Below are 18,210 nucleotides of genomic sequence, written 5' to 3'. Positions count from 1 at the left end.
AGGGACACGGTGCCACTGACCGTTCCGTCAGGGCGGCGCCACCCGTGGGGCCGTCGGCACCGAGGGCTTCCACGATGCGGACCAGCCTGGGTGATGTGGCTCCGAACGATATCCACCGGGTGTACGAGTCTGTACGGATCCGCACCACCGACGGGTGGATCGACCCCGGAAGGGTGCCGCAGCAGCTACGCTCTGCCTCTTCACGGTGGCGGTGTCCGCGGAGGGCACGCCGAGGGGGAACACCGCTGACGTGACCGTTCGAACGCCATGGCCGGCGCCGGACGGTCCGCGACCCCGCGACGCCCGTCCACCGCCGGGCGCCGCGGGACCTCGGGCACAGGACCTGGGCGGCGCTCCCCGCGTGCCACAGAACGACGAAGGGCAGGTGGCCCGCCGGTGTACCCGATCGGCGGCACGAACGACGAGGACTCCCCCGAGCACGCCGGGCCACCACGAGGCGGCGCACGCTCCCCGGGCACGGACGCGCGTCCGTACGGTCCTCGTGTGAGCCCCGCCGGAGCACCGGGGACGGGCCCGCGGCGAGGCCGCCGGACCGGCCCGGTCCGCGGGCAGGACGGTCCCCCGCACGACGGGGCCACACCCGCCGAGCCCGACGTCCCGGCCGACGCGCTCTCTGCGGGACTGCTCGCGGGCGGTCTCCTCGACGGCCCGCTCGGGGCCACCGACCGGGCGCACGACGCCCCGGACACCGACGCCCCGAAGAGCCCCGGAACCGACCCCGTCGCCGCCGGGGCCCGGCCCGCAGCGCCGGGCCGGCGCGCCGCCGGCCCCCGCGACGACGCCCGCATCGACGACCTCGCCCACCGCGCCGCCGCCGGGGAGCGCAACGCGCTGCACGAGCTGCTGCGCCTCGTCGACCCGCTGGTCTTCCGCTACTGCCGCGCGCACCTCGGCAGCAACCGGATCGGTCTCGCCGGGCCCGAGGACGTCGCCCAGGAGGTCATGGTCGCCGTCTGCAAGGCGCTGCCCGGGTTCGACCGGTCCCGCAGCGTCTTCATGGCGTTCGTCTACGGCATCGCCGGCAACAAGATCGCCGACGCGTTCCGGGCCGCGGCCCGCGACCGGTCCGTGAGCACCGACGAGCTCCCCGAGGGCGTCGACCTCGCGGGCGGCCCGGAGGCCGAGGCGCTGCGTGACGACGCCGCCCGCCGGGTCGGGGCGCTGCTCGCCCGCCTCCCCGGGTCCGCCCGCACGATCCTCGTCCACCGGCTCGCGCTGAACTACTCGGCCGAGGAGACGGCGGCGCTGGTCGGCATGACCCCAGGCGCCGTCCGCGTCGCCCAGCACCGCGCGCTGCAGAAGCTGCGCGAGTGGATCACCCGCGGCGACTTCTGACCCGCGACCCGCCCGACCCCGCACACCCTCCCGACCCCGGCGCCCCACCCTCACGCCGAGCGCAGGTCCTGCGCTCGGTTCAGGCGCTCAGGGGGTCCGGCCCGCCCCCGTCACCTCGTCGAGCCTGCCGCGCAGGTAGTCGCGCTCCGCGTCGTTGCCGACGAGCTCCAGCGCCGCCCGGTACTCCGCAGCCGCCTCCTCCGCCCTGCCGAGCCGGCGCAGCAGGTCCGCCCGCGCCGCCGGCAGCAGGTGCGCGCCCTGCAGCCGCGGCTCGTCGCGCAGGTCGTCGAGCAGCGTGAGCCCCGCGGCGGGACCGTCGCGCATGGCGACTGCCACCGCCCGGTTGAGCGCCACCGACGGCGACGGCGCGATCCGCCCCAGCACGTCGTAGAGCGCGACGATCTGCGGCCAGTCGGTGGTCTCGACGTCCGCGGCCTCGACGTGCAGCGCCGCGATGGCCGCCTGCACCCCGTACGGGCCGGGGTCGCCGCCGGTCAGGGCACGCACGACCAGCGCCCGGCCCTCCTCGATGCGGTCGCGGTCCCACCGGGCGCGGTCCTGGTCGGCGAGCAGCACCAGCCGGCCGCCGTCGTCGACCCGCGCAGCGCGCCGGGCGTCGACGAGCAGCATGAGCGCGAGCAGGCCGGCGACCTCGCGTTGTTCGGGGAGCAGACGCAGGAGGATGCGGGTGAGCCGCACCGCCTCGTCGACGAGGTCGAGCCGTTGCAGCCCGGGGCCCGACCCGGCGGCGTAGCCCTCGGTGAACACCAGGTAGAGCACCCGCAGCACGCCGGGCAGCCGGTCCGCCAGCTCGTCGGCGGCGGGGACGCGGAAGGGTATGCGGACGTCGCGGATCTTGCGTTTGGCCCGGACGATGCGTTGGGCCATCGTCGCGGTCGGCACCAGGAACAGCCGCGCGACCTCCGGGGTGTCCATGCCACCGAGGCAACGCAGCGTCAGCGCGGTCCTGGCCTCCATCGGGAGCGCCGGGTGGCAGCAGGCGAAGAACAGCCGCAGGCGTTCGTCCGGGACGTCCTCGTCGTCGAGGGCGGTCGCGGGCGCGGGGTCGGCACGTTCGGCGTCGGCGCACAGCAGCGCGAGGCGGGCCGCGTAGGCCTGGTCCCGCCGCAGCCTGTCGACGGCCTTGCGCCGCGCCGTCGTCACGAGCCAGGCACCGGGCCTGCGGGGGACGCCGTCACAGGGCCAGTGCACGAGGGCGGCCTCGATGGCGTCGGCCGCGACCTCCTCGGCGAGGTCGAGGTCGCCGAACCCCCGGACGAGCGTCGCGAGGAGGCGGCCGTGCTCCTCGCGGAACACGGCCTCCACCCCCGCGACGTCGTCGGGCACGTCCTCAGCCCGCAGGGAACTCGTGGAGCGGCCGGACCTCGATGGTCCCGCCGTTCTGCGAGCCGGGGCAGCGGGCCGCCCAGTCGAGCGCCGAGTCGAGGTCGGGCACGTCGAGGACGTAGTAGCCGCCCAGGATCTCGCGGGTCTCGGCGAACGGGCCGTCGGTGACCAGGCGGGCGCCGTCGTCGTCGACGCGGACCGTGGTGGCGGTGGCGCGGCCCTGCAACGCGTCGCCCGAGATCCAGACGCCGGCCTCGGCGACCGCCTTGTTGAAGTTCTCGTACGCCTCCATCATCGGCGCCATCGCCGCCGGGTCGGGGGCCGTGGCGGGCTCGGTCACGTAGATGAGCAGCATGTACTTCACGGGATGCCTCCGGTTCGTCCGTGCCGCGGCGGGGTGCCGCACATCATGACGACGATCGGGCCGGCCCGGAATCGACAGGACGGGCCGGTCATTCCCGTTCGACGCGGCGCAGCCCCTTCCCGGGGTGCCAGAACTCGATCACCAGCCGGTCGCCCGCCTCGTTGAGGTGGGTGTGCACGACCTCGTCGAGGTCGGCGACGAACGCCAGTCCCTCGACCGGGCCCTCCAGGCCGCCGGTGCAGCGGGCCCGCCCCGCCACCTTGACCTCCCCCGGCCAGGTCGCGGGCGCGTCCTCCGGGGGGTCGACGGTCGCGCTGTGCAGGGCGAACCTGGGGTCGCGGAGCAGGTCGGCGCCCTTGCGGGCGTGCGGCATCGAGCCGAAGGTCAGGTCGTCGTCGGTGAAGGTGATCTCGATGCCGCTGATCCGCGGCGACCCGTCGGCCCGCAGGGTGGCCAGGGTGAGGTGCTTGCGCGCGGCGAGGATGCCGCGCGCGCGGGTGGCGAACTCCGGCTCGGCCTGCTCGATGTCGTTCCACGAGGTCATGGGTGGATCGTCTCGTTCATCACTGACAGTCCCCGTCAGGGATCACCGAACCGATTCCGAGACGTAAGGTCGACGCAGCCGTCCGACCGTTCGTTCATGTCCGACGTCACAGCTCGGACGACCAGAAGGAGCACCATGCCCGACGCCGTCATCGTTGCCGCCGCCCGGTCCCCGATCGGCCGCGCCCACAAGGGCTCGCTGGCCTCGATCCGCCCCGACGACCTCACCACACAGATCATCACCGCCGCGCTCGCGCAGGTCCCGCAGCTCGACCCCACGACGATCGACGACCTCATGCTCGGCTGCGGCCTCCCCGGCGGCGAGCAGGGCTTCAACATGGCGCGCGCGGTGGCCGTCGAGCTCGGCCTCGACACCGTCCCGGGCACCACCGTCACCCGCTACTGTTCGTCGTCGGTGCAGACGACCCGGATGGCCCTGCACGCCATCCGCGCGGGTGAGGGCGACGTGTTCGTCTCCGCGGGCGTCGAGACCGTCTCCCGGTTCACCAAGGGCAGCTCCGACGGCCTGCCCGACACCGAGAACCCGCTGTTCGCCCAGGCCCAGGCCCGTACGGCCGAGGTTGCGGCCACCGGCGCCGACACCTGGACCGACCCGCGCGCCGACGGCCTGCTGCCCGACGTCTACATCGCGATGGGCCAGACCGCCGAGAACGTCGCCCGGCTCGAGAACGTGAGCCGCGAGGACATGGACCGCTTCGGCGTCCGCTCGCAGAACCTCGCCGAGGCGGCCATCGCCGACGGCTTCTACGCCCGGGAGATCACCCCGGTCACGCTGCCCGACGGCACCGTCGTGTCCACCGACGACGGCCCCCGCGCCGGTGTCACCTACGAGGGCGTCGCCGGTCTCAAGCCCGTCTTCCGGCCCGACGGCCGCGTCACCGCCGGCAACTGCTGCCCGCTCAACGACGGCGCAGCCGCCCTGGTCGTCATGTCCGACACCCGCGCCCGCGACCTGGGCATCACGCCGCTCGCCCGGGTGCTCGCCACCGGCGTCACCGGCCTGTCCCCTGAGATCATGGGGCTGGGCCCGATCGAGGCCAGCCGGCAGGCGCTCGCCCGCGCGGGCATGACGATCGACGACGTCGACCTCGTCGAGATCAACGAGGCCTTCGCCGCGCAGGTCATCCCCTCGGCCCGCCACCTCGGCATCGACCCGCTCGACAACGACAAGCTCAACGTGCACGGCGGCGCCATCGCGGTCGGCCACCCGTTCGGCATGACCGGTGCGCGCATCACGAACACGCTGCTCAACGGTCTGCGTTCCCGCGACAGGACCATCGGCCTGGAGACGATGTGCGTCGGCGGCGGGCAGGGCATGGCGATCCTGTTCGAGCGCCTCAGCTGACCCTCTGAGTGGCCGCTGACCTCCGGGGAAGACCCGGGAACGGCGAGCGCCGCGGACCTGCTCGGGTGAGCGGGTCCGCGGCGCCGTCGGCCGGAAAGGGGGGATTCTCCCGGCCGGCCTCGGGTCGGGGCCGTGACCGGTGCTGTTGCTCCGGTCAGTTCCGGAAGTACGACAGCAGCCGCAGGATCTCGATGTAGAGCCACACGAGCGTCGTCATCAGGCCGAAGGCGATGTACCAGGCGAACTTCGCCGGGGCGCCGCCGCGGACCGCGCGGTCGGCCTGGTCGAAGTCCATGAGCAGGCTGAAGGCCGCGATACCGATGCAGACGATGCTGAACACCCAGGCCAGCGGCGACGTGGGTTCGCGCAGTCCGAAACCGGTGCCGTTGAACAGGCCGACGACCAGGTTCAGCAGCATCAGGCCGACGACGCCGATGAGCGCGCCCATGAGCCATTTGGTGAACCGCGGTGTCACGCGGACCGCACCGGTCTTGTAGACGACCAGCATCCCGACGAACACACCGGCGGTACCGACGACGGCCTGCAGGCCGATGCCCTGGAACTGCGTCCCGGCCAGCTCGAGCGCGCCGGTGATGCCGCCCAGTGCGACACCCATCGAGGCCGAGTAGATCAGCACGAGCGCCGGGTTGCTGCTCTGCTTGAAGATCACGATCAGCGAGACGACGAAACCGACGATGAACGCGGGCAGCGTCAGCCAGAACTGCTGGGACAGGGCCGTCGCGATGCCGGCGGCGAGGGCGACGCCGCCCGTGATCGCCGTCTTGATGACGACGTCGTCGATGGTCAGCCGGCGCTCGCCGGCGGCCGCGGGTCCGAAGCCGCCCTGCGAGGCGCGTGCGTCGGCCGCTGCAGCGCCGGCGCCCATGGCGCCCGCGTTGCGGTCGAAGTTGGCGTATCCGCCCTGCTGGGGCAGGTTGCGGAACGCCGGGTTGCTGGTGGTGCGCACCCTGGTCCTCCTACAGAACGGGTCGGGCCTTACGTGCAGTTCAACGCACGGTCACCGTGATCGGTTCCCGGTTCGTAAAGCTCACTTTACCGACGTCGGGCGACGTCCCTCACGCCGCCGCGCGGCCTCCGTCCGCCGGATCGAGCACGATGCCCGCGGACTCCAGGTCGGCCTCGGTGAGGAGCCGGACGAAGGCGCGCTCCGATCCCTGTTCCGGTGTCGCGGCCAGCCGCGTGGTGTCGACGCCGACGGCCGCACACACCTCGAGCAGCACGTCGTCGTAGGCCGACTGCAGCGCGACCCGGCGCACCCGGCTGCGGGCGGCCCCGGAGCGCAGGTTGCGCCGCAGCCGCCGCAGGTCGGCGACCAGCGCCTCGATGGGCGGACGACTCGGCGGCGGGGAGAGCCTGCGGCTGCGCGCGGCGAGGGCGGCCGGCACCCGCAGGGCCGCCCAGAAGATCAGCGTCGGCGCGAGCGTGACCAGCGCGTATACCGTCAGTCCCACCCACAGCGGACTGGTACCCGCCACGCCGCCGAGACTACCGTTCCCGGCGCCGCCGGAAACCCCCTCCGACCGGCGCTTCTCAGCCGTTGGCCGCAGCCGTGTCGCGGTGGCGGCGCAGCTCCTGCCGGGCGATGGCCCGCTTGTGCACCTCGTCCGGGCCGTCGGCGAGACGCAGCGTGCGGACGTGGGCGTACGCGGCGGCCAGCGGGAAGTCGCCGGTGACGCCGCCCGCGCCGTGAACCTGGATGGCGCGGTCGAGGATCGTCAGCGCGATCGTCGGGGCGGCGACCTTGATCGCGGCGATCTCGGTCCGGGCCGCCTTGTTGCCGACGGTGTCCATCAGGTGCGCCGCCTTGAACGTCAGCAGCCGGATCATCTCGATGTCGATGCGGGCCTCGGCGATCCAGTCCTGGATGTTGGCGCGCTCGGACACCGGCTGCCCCCAGGTGACGCGCTCGTCGGCACGGCGGCACATGAGCTCCAGCGCCCGCTCCGCGACGCCGATGGTGCGCATGCAGTGGTGGATGCGACCGGGGCCGAGGCGGGCCTGCGCGATGGCGAAGCCCTCGCCCTCGCCCTTGAGGACGTCACGCTCCGGCACCCGGACGTCGGTGAACGTGATCTCGGCGTGTCCCTCACGGTCGGCGTAGCCGAAGACCGTCAGGTTGCGGACGATCTCGACGCCGGGCGCGTCGATCGGGACGACCATCATCGACTGCTGACGGTGCGACAACGCGTCGGGATCGGTCTTGCCCATGACGATGAGCACCTTGCAGTTGCGGTGCAGGGCGTTGGAGGCGAACCACTTGCGCCCGTTGAGGACGTACTCGTCGCCGTCGCGGACCATGCTCAGCTGGACGTTCGTCGCGTCCGAGCTGGCGACGGCGGGCTCGGTCATCGCGAAGGCCGAGCGGATCGTGCCGTCGAGCAGCGGGCGCAGCCACCGCTCCTTGTGCTCCTCGCTGCCGAAGAGCGTGAACACCTCCATGTTGCCGGTGTCCGGGGCGCTGCAGTTGAAGACCTCCGGCGCGATGAACGCGCTGCGGCCCATGATCTCGCACAGCGGCGCGTACTCGAGGTTGGTCAGACCGGGACCCCAGTCGGGGTGCGGGTGGAAGAGGTTCCACAGCCCGCGCTGCTTCGCCAGGTCCTTGAGGTCCTCGAGGATCTGCGGGTGGTGGTGCGGGTCGCCGGCGTCGAGCATCTGCTGCTCGTAGACGGCCTCGGCGGGGTAGACGTGGGAGTCCATGAACTCCCGCAGTTCGCCCTCGATCGCCTTGGCACGGTCGGAGATCTCGAACATCGACACGCGTGTACTCCTCAGGTTCCGGGCCCGAGCAACGACGCCTGGTAGCGACGCATGCCGCGCAGCCACCGGTCGTAGTCGGATCCCTTGCGGCGGTACATCTCCAGTACCTCGGGATGGGGCAGCACGAGGAAGCGCTCGTCGTCGATCGCGGCGAGGACGACCTCGGCAACCTCGGCGGGCTGCAGCACCGACCCCGCCTCGACGACGGACCGGCCCGCGGCCGCGCCCATCGGGTCGGCGGAGCCGGTGGCGGCGCGCAGCATGTCGGTGTCGACGCCCATCGGGCACAGGCAGCTGACCCGGACCCCGCGGTCGCCGTAGGTGATGGCGAGCCACTCGGCGAAGCCGACGACGGCGTGCTTGGTCACCGCGTAGGCCGCGGACCCGATCTGGGTGAGCAGCCCGGCGGCCGACGCCGTCGAGACGAAGTAGCCCTCCCCGCGCTCCACCCAGCCGGGGACGAGCTGCTTCGCGGCGCGGACGTGGGCGCGGACGTTGACGTCGATCGCGCGGTCCCATTCGGCCTCGTCGGCGTCGAGGCCGCCCCTGGGCCCGATGCCCGCGTTGGCGCAGTAGAGGTCGACGGGCCCGAACTCCCGCTCGGCGAGCGCGATCAGCCCGGCGATCGCGTCGGGGTCGGCGGCGTCCGCGGCGGCGCCGACGGCGACGTGTGTGCCCGCGGCCGCGTCGGCGGCGGCGGCGACCCGCTCGGCGGCGGCCCCGTCGATGTCGGAGACGACGACGCGTGCCCCCGCCCCGGCGAGCGCGGCGGCCAGCGCGGCCCCGATGCCGCCTCCCCCGCCGGTGACGACGGCGACCTTCCCCGCGACCCGCACAGCGACCTCCTCGTCGTCGACCCGGTCAGCCTAAGATGAAACACGATTCATGTTCAATGCCGCTGCGGCGTGATGCGCAGCGCGTTGACCCACAGCCGCGTCAGTGTCACGACGAGCTCGTCGAGCTGCCACGGCTCGCCCTGCACGAACGTCAGCTGCGCCATCCGGCTGACCATCGACGACAGCGCCGTCGCGGCCAGCAGCGGGTCGAGCTCCGGGTCGGCGACGCCACGCACCTGAAGGTCGCGGATCGCGCGCGCGTTGCGCGTGGTGAACGCCTCGCTGCGCCGGCGCCGCAGCGCGCGGACGTCGTCGTCGATGTCGGCGACCTGGTCGAGCAGGCGCATGAGCTTGGCGTTGCGCGCATATGCCTGCAGGTAGGCGCGGTTGGCGGCTTCGATCACGGCCACCGGGTCGTCGGTACCGGTCATCTCCCGGACGTTCGGGTGGAGCATCTCCTCCTTGGCCTCCTCGAGGACCGCGGCGAAGATCTCCTCCTTGTTGGTGAAGTACGTGTAGAACGACCCGACCGCGCACTGCGCCTCACGCGTGATGTCGGTGAGCTTGGCGTCGAGGTAGCCCTGCCGCTCGAACACCCGTCGCGCGGCGGCGACCAGCGCCGCCCGGGTGCGCAGCCCCCGCGCCGTGCGCGGCAGCTCGCGCGCCTCCCGTCCACCGACCATCCGGGAATCCTATCCTGAATTCGGATTCATGTCCGGGTGCACCGGTTCCCGACCCCGGCAGGAGGCGGGGACACCGCGCCGCCGTCCGACCCGCGCAACCTCACTGCCGTCCCGGCGCCGATCCCCGACCGTGAGGTTGCGCGCGACCGACCGGACGCGACCTCGGTGCCGTCCGGGCGCCGGGACCCGACCGTCGGGTTGCGCCCGATCGAGGGAGCTACCCCGCGAGGCGGCGGGCGAGGGCGTCGAGGATCAGGTCGAGGCCGTAGGTGAACTCCGAGCCGAACGCGTAGCCCTCCTGCCGCACGTGCTCGACGGTGAGCTCCGCGAGGTGCGGGTACTGCGCGGCGCGGTCGCCCAGCATCTGCTGCGTGAGCTCGGCGGCCTGCTCGCCGTCGTCGAACGGCAGGCTCGTCTCCTGCAGCACGAAGCCGTAGAGGTAGCTGTCGATCGCGGAGAAGGCGTGGGCGGCGAGCGCGACGGGGAAGCCGCCTGCACGCAGGGCACCGAGGACGGCGTCGTGGTGGCGCAGGGTCGCGGCACCGGGGGTGGTGCGCGACTCCATCAGCCCGACGGCCCAGCGGTGCCGGCCCAGGACCTCGCGGGCGGAGTGGGCGCGCCTGCTCATCGCCTCGCGCCAGTCGGCGCCCTCGGGCATGTCGATCTCGGCGAAGACGGCGTCGATCATGCCGTCGAGCAGGTCGTCCTTGCCGGAGACGTGGTTGTAGAGCGACATCGCCTCGACGCCGACGGCCCTGCCGAGCCGACGCATGCTCAGCGCGGCGATGCCCTCGACGTCGGCGACGGCGACGGCCTCCGCGACGACCTTGTCGCGCGTCAGCCCGGCACGGCGCCCGTGGTCGCCCATCAGCGTCCCCCGGTTCGTTGACGTACTTACGCCGTAAGTGTAGAACCGGTCGCAGAAACTTACGACGTAAGTGTCGAGGGGGCGGTCATGCAGGACATGGGGACAGGGGTCGCGACGACGATGCGCGCGGTCGTCCAGGAGCGCTACGGCGAGGCGGGCGTGGTCATGCGCCCGGCCCGGGTCCCCCGGCCGGCGCCGGGCCCCGGGGAGGTACTGGTCCGGGTGCACGCGGCGGGGGTCGACCGCAGCGTCTGGCACCTCACGACCGGGCTGCCCTGGCCCGCCCGCCTCGCCGGGTACGGGGTCCGCGCGCCGAGGACGCCGGTCCGGGGCGCCGACCTGGCCGGGACCGTCGAGGAGGTCGGCCCGGGCGTGTCGGAGTTCGCTCCCGGCGACGCGGTGTTCGGCGTCGGCAGGGGCGCGTACGCGGAGTTCGCCCTCGCCTCCCCGGCGAAGCTCGCGGCGATGCCGGGCTCGCTGTCGTTCGAGGCCGCCGCATCGTTGCCGATCTCGGGGCTGACCGCGCTGCAGGCGGTGCGCGACCACGCGCGCGTCGCCGCCGGGCAGTCTGTGCTGGTCCTGGGTGCATCCGGCGGGGTCGGGGTGTTCGCGACGCAGATCGCGCGGGCCGACGGCGGCGTCGTGACCGGGGTGTGCGGGCCGGGCAAGGCCGGCGTCGCGCGGGCGGCGGGCGCCATGCACGTGCTCGACCACACCCGCGACGAGATCACCGGCCGCTTCGACGTCATCCTCGACATCGGCGGCAACCGCACCCTGCGGACGCTGCGCCGGTTGCTGACAGCCCGTGGCACGCTGGTGATCATCGGTGGTGAGACCGGCGGCAAGGTCGCCGGCGGCGTGGACCGGCAGTTGCGGGCGATCGCCCTGTCGCCCTTCGTGTCCCAGCGGCTGACGATGTTCGTGTCCTCGGAGACGGCCGCCGGTCTGCGGGTCCTCGCGGGGATGGCCGAGGCGGGGACGGTGGCGCCGATCATCGATCGCACCTACCCGCTGGAGTCCGTGCCCGAGGCGATCGACGACCTCGCGGCGGGCCGGGTCCGCGGCAAGGTCGTCGTGAAGGTCGCCGAACCTGCCTGACCCACCGCCGACCTGCCCCCGCCGACCTGCCCCGCCGACCTGACCCCCGCGGGCAGGCGGACACCGGGGCCGGCGCTACCGGCGTGAACCCGGGAACGTCGCCATGAGGACGTCGTCGACGAGGTGGCCGTCGATGCGGAACTCGCCGCGCAACACCCCCTCGACCTCGAACCCGCAGGCCTCGTAGACGCGCCGCGCGGCGGCGTTGGGGCCGAGCACGCGCAGCGTCACCTTGACCGTCCCGGCGCGGGCCTCGCGGTCGACGGCGGCGGTGACGAGGGCACGGCCGATCCCGTGGCCCACGTGGTCGGGGTCGACCGCGAGGCCACGGATCTCGCGGACATGGCGGTGCGCGGGCACGGGCAGCGAGTTGCCGACGGCGACGTACCCGGCGACGACGCCGTCGGCCTCGGCGACGAGCACCGCCCCCGGGCCGACACGGTCACCGAAGAACGGGGCGCCCGGCGGTGGCGGCGGCGCGGGCGATCCACCGGAGCTCCAGGTCAGCCGGTCGATGCGGGCGAGGGCGACCTCGTCGTCCGCGCGGGCGGTCCGCACCTCGATCTGCATGCGCGGCATCCTGCCTGGTGGGCAGCCTGCGAGGGGCGCGACAGTCGTCGAGCGGTCGGCGGTGCGCGCCCGGGGCGGGGTGCCCGCCACTTGGCGGGTCGGTGACGCGAGGCCGCGCACGAACGTCGGTACCGCACGGCCCCCCGCTCGGCGACGATCCGTCCGACGACGAGGTCACGGACCGACGGAGGTCAGGATGAGTCAATCCATCGACGGCAGCAGCATCGACCGGGTGCTGAGCGCGGCGGTCGAGGCGGGGCACGTGCCGCACGTGGCGGCGATCGCCGCCGACCGTGACGGTGTCTTCTACGAGGGCGGCGCGGGGGTGCGCAGCGTCGGGGCAGACGAGGCTCCCGTCGACACCTCGACGCAGTTCCGGATCATGTCGATGACGAAGATGGTGGCGACGGCCGCGGCGCTGCAGCAGGTCGAACGCGGCGCGCTCGACCTGGACGCCCCCGTCGAGGAGTACCGCCCCGAGTTCGCCGACGTGCAGCTGCTGGTCGGGTTCGACGGAGACACCCCGAAGCTGCGGCAGCCGGCCACGCGGGCGACGGTCCGCCAGCTGATGACGCACACGTCGGGACTGACCTACTGGTTCTGGAACGCCGACATGGTGGAGTACGAGAAGGTCACGGGCGTCCCGAACGTGGTGCCGGGGTCGGCGGAGGCGTTGACGGCGCCGTTGGTGGCCGAGCCCGGGTCGAGGTTCGAGTACGGCATCAACACCGACTGGCTGGGCCGGGTCGTGGAGGCGGTGGCAGGGCAGACGCTCGACGTCGTCGTCAAGGAGGGCATCACCGGCCCGCTGGGCATGGACGACACCATGTTCCGGCTGGACCCGCAGCGGTACGGCAACTGCGTCGCGCTGCACGTGAAGGACGAGAACGGCAACTGGACCTCGGCCGGGGAGATCCTCAACCAGGAGCCCGAGTACTGGGCGGGCGGCCACGGCCTGTACTCGACGCCGCGCGACTACGTCCGTTTCGAGCGGGCCCTGCTGCGCGGTGGTGAGCTCGACGGCGAGCGCATCCTGCGCGAGGACACCGTCGACGCAGCGTTCACCAACCAGATCGGTGACCTCGACTTCCCCGCCGAGATCGCGACGGCCGACCCGCCGATCACCGACACCCTGCGCGTCGGGCCGGGCTGGAAGTGGGGTTACGGCCTGCTGCTCAACACGAACGACCTCCCCGGCGGACGGCGGGCGGGGACGGGCGCGTGGGCGGGGCTGTTCAACACGCACTTCTTCGTCGACCGGACGACGGGCATCTGCGCGTCGATCTACACGAACTCGCTGCCGTTCATCGTCGAGGACGAGGCGTGGAAGATGTACGTGGACTTCGAGCAGGCGCTGTACGCGGCGCTCTGAGGGGAGCGCAGGTGTCGGTCACCCGGCCCGGGTTCGACCCGGAGCTCAAAGCCGGGCTGGCCGTCGTCGGCGGCGTCTTCCCGCCGACGATCACGCCCGACCTGATCGGGTTCATGCGCCGGTCCTACGCATCGCCACCTATCGAGGAGACGCTGCGCGCCAAGGCGATCGAGCGGTCCGACCACACCATCGCGGGGCACGGCGGCGACGCGGTCGCGGTGTCGGTGCTGCGCCCGGCCGGGCTGTCCGACGCCCGGCCGGGTGTGCTGTTCGTGCACTCGGGCGGGCTGATGTTCGGCGACCGGTTCAGCGGGGCCGATCTCGTACTGGCCTGGGTGGAGACCCTCGGCGCGGTGCTGGTGACGGTCGAGTACCGGCTGGCGCCCGAGCACCCCGACCCGTACCCGCGGGAGGACTGCTACGCCGCGCTGGAGTGGGTCGCGGCGAACGCGCAACGGCTCGGGGTGCGCCGCGACCGGCTCCTCGTCGCCGGGGCCAGCTCGGGTGGCGGGCTCGCCGCAGGGATGGCGCTGGCGGCGCGCGACCGCGGCGGGCCCGCCCTGTGCGGGCAGGTGCTCGACTACCCGATGCTCGACGACCGCGGCGTCACGGCGTCGACGGGCCAGTTCGACGGGGTCGGCGTCTGGGACCGGGTGAGCAACGAGACCGGCTGGACGGCGCTGCTCGGCGACACCCGCGGCGGCCCGGACGTCTCCCCCTACGCGGCGCCGGCCCGTGCGCTCGACCTGGGCGGGCTGCCGCCCGCGTTCATCGACGTCGGCGCCGCCGAGATCTTCCGCGACGAGGCCATCGCCTACGCGGGCCGCATCTGGGCGGCGGGTGGCGACGCCGAGCTGCACGTCTGGTCGGGCGGGTTCCACGCGTTCGACATCTTCGCCCCGCACACGGGCCTGGCCCGCGGCATGGTCCGGGCCCGCGACGCCTGGGTGGAGAAGGTTCTCGCCGATTGATCCGCCGGAGAGACGTGACCCGGACCACTAGGATGACGCCGTGCAGGAGCTGCTCGGCAGGCTCTCCGCCCTCGACCCGGGGGCGAGTCTCGGGCTGCGCGTGATCGCGTGCTTCGACGAGCTGGTCGTCGGCAACGTGAACTCCCGCGCGCTGCTCAGCGCGGCCGCGTCGCTCGCGGGCTGCAACGCCGGCTACTGCCAGGACCTGCCGTCGCGGACGATGCGGGTGACCCCGCGGGGCGAGCTCGTCGACGAGCCGCCCGTGGCGCCGCCGGCCGGGTCGTCGGCCACGGCCGACGGGCTGACCGTCTGGATCGAGCGGTCCGGGCCGGCCCACGCCAACGACGCGATCATCCTCGAACGGCTGGCGCTGTCGATGCGCATCCGCCACGGGCGCGGACGTCGCGACCTCGACAGCCGTCGCGCGCTCGGGCTCGTCCTCGACCGGGCCGTGCCGGTGGAGGACCGCCGCACGGCCGCGACCCGCCTCGGGCTGGCCCCGGGCACCCGGCACCGGGTCGTCGCGGCGCCGCTGTTCGCCGTGTGGGACGAGCATCCGACGGCGGCCGAGGACGTGGTGCCCACCCCGTACGGGCCGATCCACGCACTCGTCGTCCCGCACGACCATCCGCCGATCGCGGCAGGCCCGATCGGGGTGGGGGTCGCCACGACCGTCGAGCACCTGCCCCGCTCGTTCCGGACCGCGGTGGTCGCGTTGCGGTTGTGTGCGCCGCCGGAGACGCCGGCGGTCGACGCCGACCACTACGGCGGGCTGATCGGGCTGCTCGCCGACCTCCCGCCCGACGCCGACCAGCCCGACGTCGACGCCCTCGCCGAGGTCATGGTCGCGCCGTGGGGTCCGCCGACGGTCGACGCCCTCGTCCGGGCGGGGTCGGTCCGCCAGGCCGCGCGGCTCGCGGGGGTGCACCACAGCACGCTGCAGCAGCGCCTCGACGGCATCGGCGACACCCTCGGATTCGACCCGTTCGACGACGGCATCAGCCGCACCCGGCTGGGTATCGCGTATCTGGCGTGGCGGTTGCGGACCTCCCGGGTGCTCGACCTGCCGGCGCCGGGCCGGTCGCGGCCCTGATCGGCGTCTGCGCCGGTCAGGGGCCGAACGGTCGTCGAAACAGTCGTCTGGTTGGTCATAGAATGTCCGATTGTGGATCTCCGGGACGTGCCGCGGCTCGACGCCGACGGCTGTGTCCTGCGTGCGTTCCGCGGTGACGACCTCCCGCTGGTCCTGGAGGCCGCGCGCGACGGGGCGATCACCCGGGTCACGACGGTCCCACAGTGCGCCGACGAGTACCGGGCCCGTACCTGGATCCGGATGCAGCAGGCGCGGGTCGCCGACCGCGCCGGGTTCCCCTTCGCCATCGCCGACGCGGTGACCGACGAGCCGCTGGGCCAGGTCGGGCTCTGGTTCAGCGGTGTCGGGGCCGGGCGGGCGCGCGTGGGCTACTGGGTGCCGGCCGCGCACCGCGGCCGGGGTCTCGCGGGGCGGGCGCTGCGCAGGCTGGTGCCGTGGGCGTTCGAGGTCGCCGGCGTCGAGCGGCTGGAGCTGTACGTCGAGCCGCACAACGTCGCGTCGCAGCGGGTCGCGACCGGCGCCGGGTTCCGGTGGGAGGGCCTGCTGCGGGCCTGGGAGACGATCGGCGCGGAGCGTCGCGACATGGTCATGTACTCGCGGCTGCCGTCCGACCCGGAGGCACGGTGCGCAACGCCTCCCGCGTCGACCGCCGGCGCGCCCTCACCCGCTCCGGTTCAGTGAGCCGGACCTCGGCGATCCTGACCCGCCGAGAGCCTGATCCGGTGCCGACAGCGACGGATCCGTCGCGCCACGCACGGAACAGGCCCTGCCACGTCAACTCCGGGTACGCATGGGCCTCCGGACACGACGATGCGCGTCCGGGCGGCCCATGCCCGAACGCGCATCGTGGTCTGTCGTGCCAGGGGGCTCCTTCTCGGTTTGTGTCGTTGCTCCACTGAGAAGAACTGTGCCGGTCTGCCGCCAGGATGTGGATCGAGCGGACCCCCGGGGTGCGGCCAGCCGGTCAGCGCGCGGCGGGGTCGCGGCGCATGTCCCAGGCGTCGACGACGAGCTCGGCCAGGCGGGCCTCGTCGACCAGGTCGAGACGCACCATGACCAGCGGGAACCCGTCGTAGCCCGGTGTACTGAAGAACAGCTCGGGCTCGCCGAGCAGGAGGGCCTGCTTCTCGGCCTCGTCGCCGACGTAGAGCACGGCGATGTCGGTGCGGATCACCCGCCGCTTCCCCGGCTCCCGCTCCGGATAGGACCAGACGAAGCCCTTGCCGTCGACACGGAAGTCGAACCCGTCGCTCGGGTTCTCCTGGACGCCCTCGAGCGACAGCGCCAGCCGGCGGACGTCGTGCTCGTCGCTCACCCCCTCAGTATTCCTGGCAGGCCCGACATTCCGGACCCCGCGTCGGCGCGGTGCGCTGCACTGGATCGGTGACCGTCCTCGTCCACCTGAGCGACCTGCACCTCGACGGCGGCGACCGCGCCCACGACCGCGCCGCCCGCGTCCTGTCCTAGCTGGACCGGCTCCCCGGCCTGGTCGACGGGCTGCTGGTCACCGGCGACCTCACCGACCACGGCACCGACCACGGCACCGACCACGGCACCGACACCGAGTACCACGAGTTCCGCGACCTGTTCGCCGGCCGCGCGCCGCTGCTGGTGCTGCCCGGCAACCACTCGTCGCGCCGGGGGTCGTCTCGGGCCTGCGGCTGCCCTGGGAGGGCGGTCCGGTGCTCGACCCCGACGTGGTGCCCGCGCTGGCGTTCCACGTCGTCGACGGCCACCGGCTCACGACGCACTACCGCGTCGTCCCCCGCCTGACGACGCCTCGAAGCGACACCGCCAGGATCCGGTCCCAGGTCGAGCTCGGCGCGGAACGTACGGCCTGACGGAAATGCCGTGGCGGCGACGATGCGCACCCGGATACGGTGCCGCCGTCCGTGACCCGTCCCGAGGGGGTGAGACCCGTGAACCAGTACCGAACCGGGTGCTCCCCCTCGTCGTCACGGGGCGGTTGACGCAGGGCGTCGCCGGGAGCGCCGACACGGCTTCCCGAAAGGCACCGCCATGCACACTCTCGAGTTCACCGCGGACACGACGTCGGACGGCGTCCTCTCCCGCGACTTCGTCCTGGGCGACATCCCGGGCGTCCTCTGGTCCGGGCCCGACGGCCCCGGCCGCGCCCCGCTGGTCCTGCTGGGCCACGGCGGCGGCACCCACAAGCGCGCACCCGCGATGTCGGGGCGCGCGGACCTGCTCGTGAAGGTCGGCGGGTTCACCGTCGTCACCCTCGACGCCCCCGGCCACGGTGACCGCCCGCGCACCGCGACCGACGACCGCGAGGTCGCCGCCATGCAGGCGGCGATGGCGGCGGGTGAGCCCGTCGGGCCGCTCGTCGGCCCCTACAACGCCGACATCGCCGCCCGCGCCGTTCCCGAGTGGCGGGCCGTCCTCGACGCGCTGCAGCAGCTGCCCGGGATCGGCGCCGACGGACCCGTCGGCTATTCCGGTCTGAACATGGGCACCGCCATCGGCATCCCGCTGGTGGCGACCGAGCCGCGGATCACCGCGGCCGTCCTCGGACAGTTCTGGCCGGAGACGGTCGCCCACTTTGCCCGGCGGATCACCGTGCCGATCGAGTTCGACCTGCAGTGGGACGACGAGCACATCCCCCGGGAGGCCGGTCTCGCACTGTTCGACGCCTTCGCGTCGACGGAGAAGTCGTTGCACGTCAACGCCGGCCGGCACAAGGAGCTGCCGCGGTTCGAGGCCGACAGCGCGACCCGGTTCCTGGCCCGGCACCTGCACCGGGCCGCCTGACCACGGTCTGCTTCGGCCACGGCCGTCCTCTGCTCGGCCCGACGCGGTCCGGCTGCGGGAGGCCGCCGCGACGGCCGACACGGTCCCCGACCCGCCGGGCTGACCGGGCACGCCGCCTGCCCGACGAACGAACGATGACGTCTACATGGACGGAAGATGACGCACCAGTTCCCGATCAGAGGATCACAGG

Annotated in this window: 20 protein-coding genes; 9 read left to right on the top strand and 11 right to left on the bottom strand. The window is 73.4% G+C overall.

Annotated elements, in window-relative coordinates; genetic code table 11:
• Window positions 1-504 precede the first annotated feature (504 nt).
• Entirely contained in the window at window positions 505-1,356 is an 852-nt protein-coding gene (shbA, locus tag TOK_RS30620) for an RNA polymerase sigma factor ShbA (RefSeq protein WP_253258762.1), read from the top strand.
• Window positions 1,357-1,443: 87 nt separating this feature from the next.
• Here shbA and TOK_RS30615 read toward each other — a convergent pair whose 3' ends face one another.
• From TOK_RS30615 to TOK_RS30605, 3 genes are all read right to left on the bottom strand, one after another.
• Entirely contained in the window at window positions 1,444-2,703 is a 1,260-nt protein-coding gene (locus tag TOK_RS30615) for an RNA polymerase sigma factor (RefSeq protein WP_098961464.1), read from the bottom strand.
• 4 nt (window positions 2,704-2,707) lie between these two features.
• Window positions 2,708-3,067, bottom strand: a complete 360-nt coding sequence (locus TOK_RS30610) for a YciI family protein (protein WP_253258761.1) — start codon at window positions 3,065-3,067, stop codon at window positions 2,708-2,710.
• Window positions 3,068-3,155: 88 nt separating this feature from the next.
• The gene (locus TOK_RS30605; protein ID WP_098961463.1) at window positions 3,156-3,611 is read right to left on the bottom strand and encodes a pyridoxamine 5'-phosphate oxidase family protein; all 456 of its coding nucleotides are present in this window, start codon (window positions 3,609-3,611) and stop codon (window positions 3,156-3,158) included.
• 135 nt (window positions 3,612-3,746) lie between these two features.
• On the opposite strand from TOK_RS30605, the gene TOK_RS30600 reads away from it, so the two are divergent.
• Window positions 3,747-4,976 (top strand): acetyl-CoA C-acetyltransferase, encoded by a 1,230-nt coding sequence (locus TOK_RS30600; RefSeq protein ID WP_098961462.1) that lies wholly within the window; start codon window positions 3,747-3,749, stop codon window positions 4,974-4,976.
• A gap of 154 nt (window positions 4,977-5,130) precedes the next feature.
• Here the strand turns inward: TOK_RS30600 and TOK_RS30595 are convergent, their stop codons facing one another.
• The 6 genes from TOK_RS30595 to TOK_RS30570 form a co-directional block, all read right to left on the bottom strand.
• Window positions 5,131-5,943, bottom strand: a complete 813-nt coding sequence (locus TOK_RS30595; protein WP_098961461.1) for a Bax inhibitor-1/YccA family protein — start codon at window positions 5,941-5,943, stop codon at window positions 5,131-5,133.
• A gap of 109 nt (window positions 5,944-6,052) precedes the next feature.
• Window positions 6,053-6,472 carry a hypothetical protein gene (locus tag TOK_RS30590; RefSeq protein WP_141566633.1) on the bottom strand — a complete coding sequence of 140 codons (420 nt, stop codon included), beginning with the start codon at window positions 6,470-6,472 and terminating at the stop codon, window positions 6,053-6,055.
• Between the two features lie 55 nt (window positions 6,473-6,527).
• A complete protein-coding gene (locus TOK_RS30585; RefSeq protein WP_216362170.1) occupies window positions 6,528-7,751 on the bottom strand; it encodes an acyl-CoA dehydrogenase family protein in 1,224 nt (407 codons plus the stop codon).
• Between the two features lie 17 nt (window positions 7,752-7,768).
• A complete protein-coding gene (locus TOK_RS30580) occupies window positions 7,769-8,593 on the bottom strand; it encodes an SDR family oxidoreductase (RefSeq protein WP_098961458.1) in 825 nt (274 codons plus the stop codon).
• A 53-nt stretch (window positions 8,594-8,646) separates the two neighbouring features.
• On the bottom strand, window positions 8,647-9,276 hold the full coding sequence (locus tag TOK_RS30575) for a TetR/AcrR family transcriptional regulator (protein ID WP_098961457.1): 630 nt from the start codon (window positions 9,274-9,276) through the stop codon (window positions 8,647-8,649).
• Window positions 9,277-9,493: 217 nt separating this feature from the next.
• On the bottom strand, window positions 9,494-10,144 hold the full coding sequence (locus TOK_RS30570) for a TetR/AcrR family transcriptional regulator C-terminal domain-containing protein (RefSeq protein ID WP_098961456.1): 651 nt from the start codon (window positions 10,142-10,144) through the stop codon (window positions 9,494-9,496).
• A gap of 87 nt (window positions 10,145-10,231) precedes the next feature.
• Here TOK_RS30570 and TOK_RS30565 point away from each other — a divergent pair, with 87 nt between their 5' ends.
• Window positions 10,232-11,242, top strand: a complete 1,011-nt coding sequence (locus TOK_RS30565; protein WP_253258760.1) for an NAD(P)-dependent alcohol dehydrogenase — start codon at window positions 10,232-10,234, stop codon at window positions 11,240-11,242.
• Window positions 11,243-11,317: 75 nt separating this feature from the next.
• On the opposite strand, the gene TOK_RS30560 is transcribed toward TOK_RS30565, so the two are convergent.
• Complete coding sequence (locus TOK_RS30560) at window positions 11,318-11,812, bottom strand: GNAT family N-acetyltransferase (RefSeq protein ID WP_216362163.1); 495 nt, start codon at window positions 11,810-11,812, stop codon at window positions 11,318-11,320.
• 196 nt (window positions 11,813-12,008) lie between these two features.
• On the opposite strand from TOK_RS30560, the gene TOK_RS30555 reads away from it, so the two are divergent.
• The 4 genes from TOK_RS30555 (at window position 12,009) to TOK_RS30540 (ending at window position 15,929) form a co-directional block, all read left to right on the top strand.
• Entirely contained in the window at window positions 12,009-13,184 is a 1,176-nt protein-coding gene (locus TOK_RS30555) for a serine hydrolase (RefSeq protein ID WP_098961454.1), read from the top strand.
• An 11-nt stretch (window positions 13,185-13,195) separates the two neighbouring features.
• Complete coding sequence (locus tag TOK_RS30550; RefSeq protein ID WP_172457881.1) at window positions 13,196-14,155, top strand: alpha/beta hydrolase; 960 nt, start codon at window positions 13,196-13,198, stop codon at window positions 14,153-14,155.
• Between the two features lie 40 nt (window positions 14,156-14,195).
• The gene (locus TOK_RS30545) at window positions 14,196-15,248 is read left to right on the top strand and encodes a helix-turn-helix domain-containing protein (protein WP_098961453.1); all 1,053 of its coding nucleotides are present in this window, start codon (window positions 14,196-14,198) and stop codon (window positions 15,246-15,248) included.
• 72 nt (window positions 15,249-15,320) lie between these two features.
• On the top strand, window positions 15,321-15,929 hold the full coding sequence (locus TOK_RS30540) for a GNAT family N-acetyltransferase (RefSeq protein WP_172457880.1): 609 nt from the start codon (window positions 15,321-15,323) through the stop codon (window positions 15,927-15,929).
• Between the two features lie 283 nt (window positions 15,930-16,212).
• Here TOK_RS30540 and TOK_RS30535 read toward each other — a convergent pair whose 3' ends face one another.
• Complete coding sequence (locus tag TOK_RS30535; protein WP_098961451.1) at window positions 16,213-16,563, bottom strand: MmcQ/YjbR family DNA-binding protein; 351 nt, start codon at window positions 16,561-16,563, stop codon at window positions 16,213-16,215.
• A gap of 367 nt (window positions 16,564-16,930) precedes the next feature.
• Here TOK_RS30535 and TOK_RS34630 point away from each other — a divergent pair, with 367 nt between their 5' ends.
• Window positions 16,931-17,089, top strand: a complete 159-nt coding sequence (locus tag TOK_RS34630) for a hypothetical protein (RefSeq protein ID WP_253258759.1) — start codon at window positions 16,931-16,933, stop codon at window positions 17,087-17,089.
• 178 nt (window positions 17,090-17,267) lie between these two features.
• On the top strand, window positions 17,268-18,020 hold the full coding sequence (locus TOK_RS30525; RefSeq protein ID WP_098961450.1) for an alpha/beta hydrolase: 753 nt from the start codon (window positions 17,268-17,270) through the stop codon (window positions 18,018-18,020).
• Window positions 18,021-18,210: the final 190 nt, after the last annotated feature.

This window comes from Pseudonocardia sp. N23 (assembly GCF_002583555.1).
In the GTDB taxonomy this organism is placed as follows: Bacteria; Actinomycetota; Actinomycetes; order Mycobacteriales; family Pseudonocardiaceae; genus Pseudonocardia.
The sequence above is the reverse complement of the archived record's forward strand: the minus strand, read 5'-3'. Positions and strand labels throughout refer to the sequence as shown.